Annotated in this window: 11 protein-coding genes; 7 read left to right on the plus strand and 4 right to left on the minus strand. The window is 61.7% G+C overall.

The window, feature by feature from the left end; genetic code table 11:
• Positions 1-120: 120 nt before the first annotated feature.
• Positions 121-1,944 carry an ABC transporter ATP-binding protein gene (locus tag AARI_RS13535; protein WP_013349844.1) on the plus strand — a complete coding sequence of 608 codons (1,824 nt, stop codon included), beginning with the start codon at positions 121-123 and terminating at the stop codon, positions 1,942-1,944.
• Positions 1,941-3,749 carry an ABC transporter ATP-binding protein gene (locus AARI_RS13540; protein WP_013349845.1) on the plus strand — a complete coding sequence of 603 codons (1,809 nt, stop codon included), beginning with the start codon at positions 1,941-1,943 and terminating at the stop codon, positions 3,747-3,749. Before AARI_RS13535 ends, AARI_RS13540 begins: the two co-directional genes overlap by 4 nt.
• 83 nt (positions 3,750-3,832) lie before the next feature.
• On the opposite strand, the gene AARI_RS13545 is transcribed toward AARI_RS13540, so the two are convergent.
• Positions 3,833-4,738 (minus strand): phosphoribosylaminoimidazolesuccinocarboxamide synthase, encoded by a 906-nt coding sequence (locus tag AARI_RS13545; protein WP_013349846.1) that lies wholly within the window; start codon positions 4,736-4,738, stop codon positions 3,833-3,835.
• A 15-nt stretch (positions 4,739-4,753) separates the two neighbouring features.
• Positions 4,754-6,040 (minus strand): phosphoribosylamine--glycine ligase, encoded by a 1,287-nt coding sequence (purD, locus tag AARI_RS13550; RefSeq protein ID WP_013349847.1) that lies wholly within the window; start codon positions 6,038-6,040, stop codon positions 4,754-4,756.
• A gap of 301 nt (positions 6,041-6,341) precedes the next feature.
• On the opposite strand from purD, the gene AARI_RS13555 reads away from it, so the two are divergent.
• The 4 genes from AARI_RS13555 (at position 6,342) to purM (ending at position 9,904) form a co-directional block, all read left to right on the plus strand.
• On the plus strand, positions 6,342-6,722 hold the full coding sequence (locus tag AARI_RS13555; RefSeq protein ID WP_013349848.1) for a sterol carrier family protein: 381 nt from the start codon (positions 6,342-6,344) through the stop codon (positions 6,720-6,722).
• 52 nt (positions 6,723-6,774) lie between these two features.
• Positions 6,775-7,053, plus strand: coding sequence for a hypothetical protein (locus AARI_RS13560; protein ID WP_049862647.1), 279 nt, complete (start codon positions 6,775-6,777; stop codon positions 7,051-7,053).
• Positions 7,054-7,158: 105 nt separating this feature from the next.
• Complete coding sequence (gene purF / locus AARI_RS13565) at positions 7,159-8,682, plus strand: amidophosphoribosyltransferase (protein ID WP_013349850.1); 1,524 nt, start codon at positions 7,159-7,161, stop codon at positions 8,680-8,682.
• A 79-nt stretch (positions 8,683-8,761) separates the two neighbouring features.
• Entirely contained in the window at positions 8,762-9,904 is a 1,143-nt protein-coding gene (gene purM / locus AARI_RS13570) for a phosphoribosylformylglycinamidine cyclo-ligase (RefSeq protein ID WP_041648961.1), read from the plus strand.
• A gap of 112 nt (positions 9,905-10,016) precedes the next feature.
• On the opposite strand, the gene AARI_RS13575 is transcribed toward purM, so the two are convergent.
• Positions 10,017-10,907 (minus strand): Sir2 family NAD-dependent protein deacetylase, encoded by an 891-nt coding sequence (locus AARI_RS13575; RefSeq protein WP_013349852.1) that lies wholly within the window; start codon positions 10,905-10,907, stop codon positions 10,017-10,019.
• Positions 10,908-11,097: 190 nt separating this feature from the next.
• Positions 11,098-11,316, minus strand: a complete 219-nt coding sequence (locus AARI_RS13580; RefSeq protein WP_013349853.1) for a DUF3073 domain-containing protein — start codon at positions 11,314-11,316, stop codon at positions 11,098-11,100.
• Between the two features lie 226 nt (positions 11,317-11,542).
• Here AARI_RS13580 and AARI_RS18705 point away from each other — a divergent pair, with 226 nt between their 5' ends.
• A complete protein-coding gene (locus AARI_RS18705) occupies positions 11,543-12,193 on the plus strand; it encodes a septum formation family protein (protein ID WP_157867153.1) in 651 nt (216 codons plus the stop codon).
• Positions 12,194-12,265 lie beyond the last annotated feature (72 nt).

Consider the following 12,265-nt stretch of genomic DNA (forward strand, 5'->3'; position numbering starts at 1 on the left):
CGGGGATTTTTGCATCCATCCCGAAGCACTTCTTTCGCAAAGTGGCGCATTGATTGAAATATCCCAACTACTGCCGGTAGTCTGTAACTCTGTCAACCTTCTGGATGAATACGGGGTACCGTGGCTCAAGCTCAACAGGACGGCTCAAATGATCCGATTCCGCTCTCCGCAACGCTGAAACGACTGGCCCCATTCGTCAAGCCGATCCTCCCCCGGCTCTTTTGCGGTTTCCTCTGCGCACTGGGCGCCGGCATTGTCGCGCTAGCCATCCCCCAGGTCCTCGCCTGGCTGGTGAATGTCGTCCTGCACCGAGATGGCGCCGCCTCCGAAGTATGGCTCTCAGTTGGCATCGTTGCGGCCTTGGGCTTGGTCGAAGCCTTGCTGATCTTCTTGCGCCGCCAGTTCGTGCTGAACCCGGCAGCAGGCCTTGAAGCGCAGATGCGCATCCGCTTCTACAAGCACCTGCAGCGTCTGCCCGTGGCATTCCATGAACGCTGGGGTTCCGGACAGCTGCTCTCGCGTTCCATGTCGGATTTGAGCCTCTTGCGCCGATGGCTCGCATTCGGGGCCATGATGCTGGTGGTGGAAACCGTCACTGTCATCACCGGCCTGGTATTGATGTTCACCCATTCGTGGATCCTGGGCCTGCTCTACCTGCTGGGATCCATCCCGATTTCCATCAAGGCCTACCGCTTCCGCAATGACTACCGGGCCGCCAGCCGCCGCAGCCAAGACCAGGCCGGTGACCTGGCCACCGCAGTCGAGGAATCGGTGCACGGTATCCGCGTCATCAAGGCCTTCGGCCGTGGACCGCACGTCTACGAAGGCTTCAGTGCCCAAGCCAAGACCCTGCAGGAAACAGAAATCACCAAGGCCAAGACCCTGGCCAGCTTCCTGCTGACCGTCGTGGCCATCCCCGAAACCATCTTGGGCATCGGATTATTCATCGGCATCACCCAGGTAGCATACGGCTCGCTGAGCGTCGGCTCGCTGGTGGCCTACTTCGCCATCGCGGCGGTGATCGCCGGCCCTGTCGAGGGCATGGGCATGTTGCTGGGCATGACATTGAGTACCAAGACCGCGCTGGACCGCCACTTCGAAGTCATGGACTCCATCAACGACATCGATTCCCCCGCCCAGCCGCGCACCCCTGCACAACGTGATGGCAGCGTCACCTTGGACCATGTGCGATTCGCTTTCCCCGACACCGCCGGAACCCACCGCCCGATCCTTGCGGATATCAATCTCCAGATCCGCCCCGGGGAAACCATGGCTCTGGTGGGCATCACCGGTTCAGGCAAGTCCACCTTGCTGAACCTGATTCCGCGCCTGCATGAAGCAACAGCCGGCCAGGTGCTCGTCCACGGACAGGACGTCAAGCACTGGGATCTGCAGGAACTGCGTTCCGAGGTCGCCGTGGCCTTCGAAGACACCACGCTGTTCTCCACCACCATCCGCGGCAACGTCTTGCTCGGCGCCCCGGGGAACCTCGATGAACGCCAGCGCGAAGCGCTGCTGGCCGAAGCCTTGGACGTGGCCCAAGCCCAATTCGCCTACTCCCTGCCTGAAGGGGTGGATACGCTGATCGGCGAGGAAGGCCTGTCGCTCTCCGGCGGGCAGCGCCAGCGCATCGCATTGGCCCGCGCCATCGCGGCACGTCCCAACGTGCTGGTGCTCGACGACCCGCTCTCGGCCCTGGATGTGCGCACCGAGGAACTGGTCACCGAAAGGCTGCGTGAAGTCCTGGCCGGGACCACCACCTTGATCGTGGCGCATCGTCCCTCGACCGTGATGCTCGCTGACCGCGTGGCGCTGCTGCGCGATGGGCGCATCGATGCGGTGGGCAGCCACACCCACCTGCTGAGCACCAATGAGCACTACCGATTCGTCATTGCCAGCCTGGATGACGAAGAACAGCCAGCCACCGCGGAGGTCTCCCGATGAGCAAGCCCCTAGGCGTCGCCAATGAAGACGCCATCAAGCTCTCTGCTGCTGAACGAAAGGTCGTGCGGCGCCGTTCCTTCAAGCTGTTGGCCGCCCTGGCAGTTCCGCAGAAGAAGCTGTTCATCCTGACCGTCGTGCTGGTGCTGTTCTCCAACGCGGCTCGCGTGCTGCTTCCGGTGCTGATCGCCTTTGCCATCGACTGGACGTTGCCGCAGGTGCGCGAGGGAAATTGGAGCGCGCTGGGCTGGACCGGAGCCGGATACATCGTGTGCGCCATCCTCAGCGGCTTGCTGCTCTCCTGGTACATCACCAGTGCGGCAAAGATTTCCCAAGCCATGCTCTTGGATCTGCGCGAGCAGGTCTTCCGCCACACCCAGCGGCTGAGCTTGGAATTCCATGAGAGCTACACCTCCGGGCGGATCATCTCAAGGCAGACTTCGGATCTTGAAACCCTGCGCGAGCTGCTGGATCAAGGCGTCTCGGAGCTGGCTTCCTCCTGCGTGTTCGTGATCTTCACCCTGATCACGATTTTCTTCCTGGATTGGCGCAGCGGCCTCTTGCTGTGCCTGGCCGCCATCCCGGTAATCATCCTCTTCATCTGGTACCAGCGCCGTTCCGAGGTGCTCTACCGTGAATCGCGCGTCGTCTCGGCCAAGGTCATCTCCACCTTCGTGGAAACCATGACCGGCATCCGTGCGGTCAAGGCCTTCCGCCGCGAAACTGCCAATGATGAGAACTACTCGGAGATCGCAGAAAAATACCGGGTGAACTCGGTACGCTCCTTCAACCTCTTCGGTGTCCTGCAGCCAGGGCTGGTGTTGATCGGCAACCTGAGCGTGGCCGCACTGCTGGCCTACGGCGGATTCCGCATCATCGACGGAACCATGCAGGTCGGTGCCATGGTGGCCATCCTCTTGGCCTCCAAGCGCCTGTTCCAGCCAGTCGAGCAGATCGCCATGTTCTACTCTTCGCTGCAGTCTGCCACCGCCGCCTTGGAGAAGGTCTCCGGGCTGTTGGAAGAAGAACCAACGGTGCGCGAACCTGCCGCGCCACGCACCGTCGGCAAGGTAGCTGGTGAATTGGAGTTCAAGGACGCGGTCTTCGGCTACGGCGATGGCCCGGTGATCATGGAGCAATTCGACCTGCAGATCCCGGCCGGACAGACGGTGGCCGTCGTCGGGCAGACCGGCGCCGGCAAATCCACGCTGGCCAAGCTCATTGCCCGCTTCTACGACCTGCGTTCTGGGACCTTGGAACTGGATTCGGTGCCGATCAACGAGCTGTCCAATAAGGAACTGCGCAGGCACGTGGTGATGGTAACCCAGGAGGCGTTTCTCTTCTCCGGCTCGGTAGCGGAGAACATCGCCCTGGGCCGTCCGGGTGCCTCGCTGGAAGATATCCAGAGCGCTGCCCGCGCGGTGGGCGCCCACGAGTTCATCATGGATCTTCCCGAGGGCTACGACACCGATGTGAACAAGCGCGGCGGACGCGTCTCGGCCGGGCAGCGGCAGTTGATTTCCTTTGCCCGCGCTTTCTTGGCAGACCCGGCGGTACTGATACTGGATGAGGCCACCAGCTCGCTGGATATCCCATCCGAGCGCGCGGTGCAGCGCGGACTGCAAACTTTGCTAGGAAACCGCACCGCACTGATCATCGCCCACCGCCTGTCCACCGTGCAGATCGCGGACCGCGTCCTGGTGGTCCATGACGGCAAGATCACCGAAGATGGCACCCCGGCGCAGCTGATTGCCGATGAAGGCCGCTTCGCGGCCCTGCACAAGGCTTGGAAGGACTCGCTGGTCTAAACCCGCCTAAGACAGCACAATGCCCTGCGCAGATCATCTCGATCTGCGCAGGGCATTGTCGTACTTGGTGCTTCGGCAGCCGATTAGGCCGTGAATGCCGATCCGGTCAGACGCTCGAAAGCTTCAATGTAGCGGGCTCGGGTCTTCTCGATAATCTCAGCTGGCAGCTGCGGTGGTTCTTCACCGGAGTTCTTATCCCAGCCCGATTCAGCCGACGTCAGCCAATCGCGTACGAACTGCTTGTCGAAGCTGGCCTGCGACTGGCCTGGCTTGTAGGACTGCGCATCCCAGAAACGCGAGGAATCCGGGGTCAGGACCTCATCGCCCAGGGTGATTTCGCCGGTTGCCGGGTCGGCACCGAACTCCACCTTGGTATCGGCCAGGATGATCCCGCGCGTCCGGGCAATCTTCTCGGCCTGCTCGTACAGAGCCACGGTCTTCTCGCGCAGTGCCTCGGACACTTCGGTTCCAACGCGTTCCACGGTCTGGGCGAAGGAGATGTTCTCATCGTGCTCCCCCACCTCGGCCTTGGCCGATGGGGTGAACAATGCTGGGCTCAGGCGCGAGCCGTCCACCAGGCCTTCAGGCAAAGGCAGCTCGCACACGGTCTGCGAAACGTTGTACTCGGCCAGTCCCGAACCGGTCAGGTAGCCGCGGGCGATGCACTCGATCGGGTACATGTCCAGCTTCTTGCACACCATCGCGCGTCCAGCCACCGCGGCAGGAACCTCGGTGGAGATCACGTGGTTGGCGAAATCGCCCAGCTGCTCGAACCACCACAGGCTCAGCTGGGTCAAGACCTTGCCCTTGTCCGGGATCTCGCTGGAGAGCACGAAGTCATAAGCGCTGATGCGGTCGGAGGCCACGACCAGGACACGGTCGGTGTCGTCGAAAGCCACTCCTGCAGGTACGTACAGGTCGCGCACCTTGCCCGAGTAGAAATGGTCCCAACCTTCTAGGTCGAGCACTTCGGTCTGGAATCCTGCCATGAGTTCTGTAGTCCTCTACTTGCTTTCGTTGGCGATGATGATTTCGCCGCGTTGGGCCTTGAGCGCAATGTCGGTGCGTGACTGGGCGCCATCCCAGCTGATCTGTCCAACGCCTGCGTAAGCTGCGGCGCGGGCTGCGGCGAGGTCATCGCCCAGGCCCACCACGGCCAGTACGCGGCCGCCGGAAACAATGATGTTCCCGTCAGCATCGCTGGACGTGCCGGCATGCATCACATGCACGCCATCCAGGGCGTTAGCTGCCTCCAGGCCGGAGATCACCGCACCCTTGACCGGGCTATCGGGGTAGTTCGCCGCGGCGATGACTACATCGACCGCGGTCTGCTCGGACCAGGTCAGCTGTTCGGCATCGTCGAGCTGGCCCTTGGCTGCTGCCAGCAAGATGCCGCCTAATGGGGTCTTCAGCCGGGCAAGGACAGCCTGGGTTTCCGGATCGCCGAAGCGGGCGTTAAATTCAATGACGCGGATACCGCGCTTGGTGATGGCCAAGCCGCAGTACAGCACACCGGTGAATGGGGTGCCGCGCTTTTCCATTTCGCGCAGTGTCGGGTAGGCGACGCGGTCCATGACTTCGTCCACAAAGGTTTCAGGCAACCATTCCAGCGGCGAGTAGGCACCCATGCCACCGGTGTTCGGGCCTTCATCATTATCGAAGATGCGCTTGAAGTCCTGGGCTGGGGCCAGCGGAACAGCATGCTTGCCATCGCAGATGACGAACAGGGAAACTTCCGGGCCGTCAAGGAATTCTTCGATGACTACGGTGCCACCGGCATCGAAGCAGGCTTGGGCGTGCTCCAGCGCTTCGTCGCGGTCGGTGGTGACCACGACGCCCTTGCCTGCGGCCAGGCCGTCGTCCTTGACGACGTATGGCGCGCCGAAGTCATCCAGCGCGCTGGCTGCTTCTTCGCGGTTGGTGGCCACGTGGGCCATGGCGGTTGGAACTTCAGCGGCAGCCATCACGTTCTTGGCGAAAGCCTTGGACGCTTCGAGCTGCGCGGCAGCTTCGGTTGGGCCGAAGACCGGGATCTGCGCGGCGATCAGCGCGTCGGCAACGCCGGAAGCCAGCGGGGCTTCTGGGCCGACAACTACCAGATCGCTGCCCAGTTCTTGGGCCAGTGCGACGACGGCTGCAGGGTCCTGCGCGTCGATCGCGTGGGTGGTGACGTCCTGTGCGATACCGGCGTTGCCGGGGGCGCAATGAACTTCGTTGACGTAGGGGTCTGCACTCAGTGCACGGACAATTGCATGCTCACGGCCGCCTGGGCCAATAACCAGTACCTTCACCCGCCCGAGTTTACCGGAGATCCAGCGGGCCAACTGCGTCTATGACGCACTGGCACCGCCCAGATTCCCATGCCGCCAGGCCCGGTGCCCGGCACCTGCCCGATCCTGGAGGCGATGCCTGGGCGCACTGGGCGAACGCAGGCAAGTCAATTCTTGGCCACCGCGGATGCAAGCGCGTGCCGGTGCCGGCCTGTTCTAGAGTTGGCATGGGCGAACTTGTTGTTCTGCCAGATCCACAGAGGATGCCCAGCAGATACAAATATGACGTTTCTCCGTCATCGAGAGAAAGTGGAATTGAACCATGGCAATCAAGCGGCGCATCGATGAAACCGCTGGCCGGGCAGCCCTGCGCGAATGGGCGCAAACCGCGCAGGGACAAGGAAAAACAGCACGTCCGGTGCTGGCCGCTGCAGTGCGCTTTTCGCTGGAGGAACTCGCCTCTCGCGCCGAAGGCAACTCGGTGGAAGTCCGCATACCGCCCTTTGGTGTGACTCAGTGCATAGCGGGGCCCCGCCATACCCGCGGAACACCGCCGAATGTAGTCGAAATGCCTGCTGAGCTCTGGCTTTCCTTGGCTACTGGCCGGATTAGTTGGGGTGAGGCCTTGCAAACTGGGCAATTGCACGCTTCTGGACTTAGGGCAGACTTGTCAGCGCATCTACCACTTATTGAGTACCCTTAAGGGTATGGAGCAACACCCCGCTACACCGTCTTCTGCCGATCAGAGTGTCGAAGTGCAAATTCACTCGTCGCCGAAGTTCTGGCCGTTCATCTTGACCTTCGCGGTCGTTGGCGCACTGGTAGGTCTGGTCATCGGCCTGCTTGGCGAACCTTCGCAGGACTACACCCGCACCGCAGCGTCCGGATTCTTTGCAATATTCGGTGCAGGTTTGGGCGTTGGCATCGGCGCATTGGCATACGTAATCGTTGATCGCGTGACTTCACGCAAAACCACCAAGCATCTGGCAGTTCTTCTGGCCGAGGACACTGACTCCAGCGGACTACAAGGCTAGGCAGCTTTTCTCCTGAATTAGAAGAGCAGGCGGCCGCGCACCTGGCCGCCACCCACCACATTCTTGGTCGGTGTCGACCAACTGGAACATGAGAGAATAACCAACATGGCGCGTGGCGATGGATTCCTAAATCACGATCTGCTTCCGAACGAAAAAGGCCCGCAGGATGAATGCGGCGTTTTTGGCGTTTGGGCTCCTGGCGAAGAGGTCGCAAAACTAACCTATTACGGCCTGTATTCCTTGCAGCACCGCGGACAGGAGTCCGCGGGCATTGCTACGAGCGATGGTGCGCGTATCAACGTCTACAAGGACATGGGCCTGGTCTCCCAGGTATTCGACGAGAATACGCTGAATTCCATGACCGGCCAGCTGGCCATCGGCCATTGCCGCTACTCCACTACCGGTGCCAGCCACTGGGCCAATGCGCAGCCAACCCTGGGTCCTACCCAGACCGGCACCGTGGCTCTGGCCCATAACGGCAACCTCACCAACTCCGCTGATCTGGCCGACATGGTCGCTGCCAAGCAGCAGGCCGAAGGCGGCAAGGTCCGCGGAGAAATCGCCCAGGGCAACACCACCGACACCGCTTTGGTCACCGCCTTGCTGGCTGGTTCCGAAGGCCAGACGCTGGAAGAAACCGCACTGGAACTGCTGCCGAAGATCGAGGGCGCGTTCTGCTTCGTCTTCATGAATGAAGACACCCTCTATGCAGCGCGCGACCCGCACGGCGTGCGCCCGCTGGTCTTGGGACGCTTGAACCGCGGCTGGGTTGTAGCCTCGGAGCAGCCCGCGCTGGCTACCGTCGGTGCCTCGTTCATCCGCGAAATCGAACCAGGCGAAATGATCGCCATCGATGAGAACGGCGTGCGCTCCACCCGCTTCGCCGAAGCCACCCCCAAGGGCTGCGTATTCGAATACGTCTACCTGGCGCGCCCCGATGCCGCTATTGCCGGCCGCTCGGTCTACGAATCCCGCGTGGAGATGGGCCGCCAGCTGGCCCGCGAGAACAGCGCGGATGCAGATATCGTGATCCCGGTTCCGGAATCAGGTACCCCGGCAGCCATCGGCTACGCCGAGGAATCGGGCATTCCGTTCACCCACGGCTTCGTGAAGAACGCCTATGTGGGCCGTACCTTCATCCAGCCATCGCAGACCCTGCGCCAGCTGGGCATCAAGCTCAAGCTCAACGCCTTGGAAACCGTGCTGCGCGGCAAGCGCGTAGTCGTGGTGGATGACTCCATTGTCCGCGGCAACACCCAGCGCGCCGTGGTGCGCATGCTGCGCGAAGCCGGTGCGGCCGAGGTGCACGTGAAGATCTCTTCCCCTCCGGTGAAGTGGCCTTGCTTCTACGGCATCGACTTCGCGTCGCGTGCCGAGCTGATCGCCAACGGCGCGGCCGTGGATGAGATCGCGACCTCCATCGGCGCGGACTCGCTGGCTTATATTTCCGAAGACGGCATGATCGAAGCCACCCGCCAGCCGCGCGAGCGCCTATGCACCGCGTGCTTCACCGGCGAATACCCGATCGCGCTGCCTAATGAGGAACGCCGCGGCAAGAACCTGCTTGAGCGTGCCAACCAGGGCGGTTGCGAGCCAGGCCCTGATGCTGAATTCGAAGCAACCAACTAATCCCTTCATGATCCCCAACCATCTCGTTGCAAAGGACCCCGGAAATCCGGGATCCAGAACAGAAAAGGAACCGACTGCCATGAGCGGCAATGATCAGCAGCCAACTTCCATCACCTATGCCGGTGCCGGCGTTGACGTTGAGGCCGGTGACCGCGCCGTTGAGTTGATGAAGGGCGCCATCAAGGCCACCCACACCTCCGGCGTTGTTGGAGGGGTAGGCGGCTTCGCCGGGCTCTTCGATGTATCGTTCCTGACCGGTTACAAGAAGCCGTACCTGGCCACCTCCACCGACGGCGTGGGCACCAAGGTCGCCATCGCGCAGAAGCTGGACATCCACGACACCATCGGCCAGGACCTGGTCGGCATGGTCGTCGATGACATCGTCGTGGTGGGCGCCAAGCCGCTGTTCATGACCGACTACATCGCCACCGGCAAGGTCGTCCCCGAGCGCATCGCGGACATCGTGCGCGGCATCGCCGAGGGCTGCAAGCTGGCCGGCACCGCGCTGGTGGGCGGCGAAACCGCCGAGCACCCAGGCCTGCTGGCCGAGGACGAATACGACGTGGCCGGTGCCGCGACCGGTGTCATCGAAGCTGATCAGCTGCTGGGCCCAGAGCGCGTGCGCGCAGGCGACGTAGTTATCGGCATGGCTTCCTCGGGCATCCACTCCAACGGCTACTCGCTGGTGCGCCGCGTCATCGCCCACGCCAAGTGGGAGCTGGAGCGCGAAGTCGCCGAATTCGGCAAGACTCTGGGTGAGGAACTGCTGGTTCCAACCCGCATCTACACCACCGCATGCCTGGATCTGGCGGGCGAGCTGAACGACGGCGAGAACTTCGGCGTGCACGGCTTCAGCCACGTCACCGGCGGCGGCCTGGCAGCCAACCTGGCCCGAGTACTGCCACAGGGCCTGATGGCCCGCGTGGACCGCTCCAGCTGGGCTCTGCCGGCAGTCTTCTCCACCATTGCCCAGCTGGGCAATGTGCCGCAGCCTGACCTTGAGCGCACCCTGAACCTGGGCGTGGGCATGGTTGCCGTTGTCGATCCAGCCGTGGCTGACCGTGCCGTGAACCTGCTGAACAAGGCCGGCATGGGCGCTTGGATCATGGGTGGCGTCGAGAACATCGATCCATCGGCTGCTCAGGCTGGCCTGGACTATGTCCAGGGTGCCAAGGGCGTTGATGGCGGCGCAGTGCTGATGACCGGCAACTACGCCAAGTAGGAATTCGAAGCGTTATTGCTTCGCCAGATGCGCCGTGCTGCATGCAGCACGGCGCATCTGCTTTTAAACCCGTTGTCGTTCTTCTAAGCGATAGCCACCGGCCGGTGCATCGCTAGTCCAGCTGGCGCAGTGCCTGTTCCAGCGGAACGCGCCAGCGCCACGTCGCTTTCTGTTCTCCCCGGACGTGGCCGTTGGTAATCAAGGCCACTGGCAATTCCCGCTTCACGAAATTCAGCAGAATTTTGTATCCGCTCATCACAGCCAGTGAAGATCCCATCACCAGCAGCGCATCTGATTCAGCTTCAAGCGCGGCGATGCGTTCCTTGCGTTCGACAGGCACGCTTTCGCCGAAGTAGACCACGTCGGGCTTCAGCGCCAGGGAACCGCAACGCAGGCAGCTGACCATGTTGAACTGTTCCACCAGGTACTGGGGCAGCTCCACGTCGCCGTCCGGGTTCACTGCCGCGGGGTCGATCTCCACGGCTTCCAGATAGCCTTCATTGGCCGCTTGCAGGCGCAGGTCGAAATCATTGCGGTTCTCGCTGTTGCCGCAATCCAAGCAGCGCACAATCGACAGGTCGCCGTGCACCGGAATCACCCGGCGCGAACCTGCCTGCCGGTGCAGCCCGTCAACGTTCTGGGTAACGATCCCGCTGATCTTTCCCGTTTCTTCCCATTGCACCAGGCGCCGGTGGATCTGGTTGGGCTCTGCTTTATCCATATGCCGCCAGCCGACGTAGCCGCGCGCCCAATAGCGCTGGCGGGCTTCGGGCCGGTAGCGGAATTCTTGGAATGTCATCGGACGGTGGCGCTGCAGCGAGCCTTGCGGACCGCGGTAGTCGGGGATGCCCGAGTCCGTGGAGACTCCGGCTCCGGTGACCACCAGGACTCGTCCGGCTGCAAGCATTTGCTGCACCCCGGCACGCGCTTCGGTTTCCGGGGATGCCGGCGCCTGCTGCTCGACGATGCGCTGCATCGAGCGGATGGCCGAGTGGTGCGCCATCTGGATTGACAGCTCTTCTGGAGTGCTCACGTTCCACCTTAAAGTTGCGGGGCGCGACAAAGGCCGCAACGACTAAAGCTAATCTAGCTTAGTCGCTGCGGCATGTCGCAAAATGTACTGAAGAGCTGTACCACTCAACGCTTAAGGTGTGGCACTCTGAGCCAAGGACTCCCGGCGTCAGAAGACGAGGCTACTCGTCTTCGTCATCTCCCGAGTACTTCTTAGTCAGCTCGTCGTAATCCGAATATTCTTCGTCATACGATGAATCATTACGCTCAGTATTCTGAGCGTGATGATCGGACCGAACGCCCAGTTCGCGTTCAAGTGCCGAAAGGTCAGTGGACGGCGAGTAGTACTTGATATCTCGCGCCTGACGCTGTGCTTTAGCCTTTTGACGGCCGCGCCCCATGGCGTGACCCCCTCTTTTCAGTAGAGTCGGAAGGTGGTCCACCTTGAAAAAGATGAAGGCCTCCGAATATGTGATCAGTTCTTTCGTAATTAAAGGTTAACACGATTCACCGGCGAGCGTTGAATGCAACACCCGCCGAAACCGCTAGACTATCGATTAGTCCAACGACTACGTATTGAGCCGGCGAGCGATCGCCCGACCCAACCACGAAGGAGCTCAACAGGTGGTGGAAAACAATCTGCCTGAGCCGCAGGCGGCGTTACCGCCATTGCAGCCAGAACCGGAGAAGCCCAAACGTCAAGGCGCTAGGTGGGCTTTGATGGTTGTTGCTGTGCTTGCACTGGCCGCTGCAGTGGTTTTCGTCGTGTTGAGACTCGTGGATCCCCCAGCTTCGCCCATCGCGAACAACGTGCCACGCAATGAAAATCCCGGCCTCGACGGCATCATCGCTACGCAGATGCCACCGGCTCAGCTGGAGCAAGGCGATTGCCTGCGCGGCTTCCTCTCCCCGTTGGACCCGCAGACTGTTGTCACCTGTGATTCCTCCCATAATGCCCAGTTGATCGGCACTTTCCAGCTCACCGGTGAAGATTATCCCGGAGCCAACGTACTGCTGACTCAGTCAGAGGACCTGTGCAAGTCGGTCTCGCTGGATCCACGCGCCGGGTTGGACTCCACCTGGACCTATCACTTCTCGCGTCCTTCGGAGAGCACCTGGGATCAGGGCGACCGTACGGTTTCCTGCTTCCTGAGCTTGTCGGAGGGCAACGTCCGCAGCTCTTTGCTGCCCGAGGGCGATAGCGACGACGAGGGCGATAAAAACGATTCCAAGTCCGAGGATGAAAAGCCGAAGGACGAAGAAAGCACTGAAAGCTAGGGCTGCACTGATTACAGCCAACTAGGGCGTGAACAGATTTCCCATCTGTTCACGCCCTCGTTGCGTTCCAGG

This window comes from Glutamicibacter arilaitensis Re117, from assembly GCF_000197735.1.
Taxonomy (GTDB): Bacteria; Actinomycetota; Actinomycetes; order Actinomycetales; family Micrococcaceae; genus Glutamicibacter; species Glutamicibacter arilaitensis.

Bases quoted from the DNA above. Each gene is read 5' to 3' on its own strand.
- AARI_RS13540 (WP_013349845.1), top strand. From the start codon at position 1,941: ATGAGCAAGCCCCTAGGCGTCGCCAATGAAGACGCCATCAAGCTCTCT.
- AARI_RS13545 (WP_013349846.1), bottom strand. From the start codon at position 4,738: ATGGCAGGATTCCAGACCGAAGTGCTCGACCTAGAAGGTTGGGACCAT.
- AARI_RS13555 (WP_013349848.1), top strand. From the start codon at position 6,342: ATGGCAATCAAGCGGCGCATCGATGAAACCGCTGGCCGGGCAGCCCTG.
- purF (WP_013349850.1), top strand. From the start codon at position 7,159: ATGGCGCGTGGCGATGGATTCCTAAATCACGATCTGCTTCCGAACGAA.
- purM (WP_041648961.1), top strand. From the start codon at position 8,762: ATGAGCGGCAATGATCAGCAGCCAACTTCCATCACCTATGCCGGTGCC.
- AARI_RS13575 (WP_013349852.1), bottom strand. From the start codon at position 10,907: ATGGCGCACCACTCGGCCATCCGCTCGATGCAGCGCATCGTCGAGCAG.
- AARI_RS13580 (WP_013349853.1), bottom strand. From the start codon at position 11,316: ATGGGGCGCGGCCGTCAAAAGGCTAAAGCACAGCGTCAGGCGCGAGAT.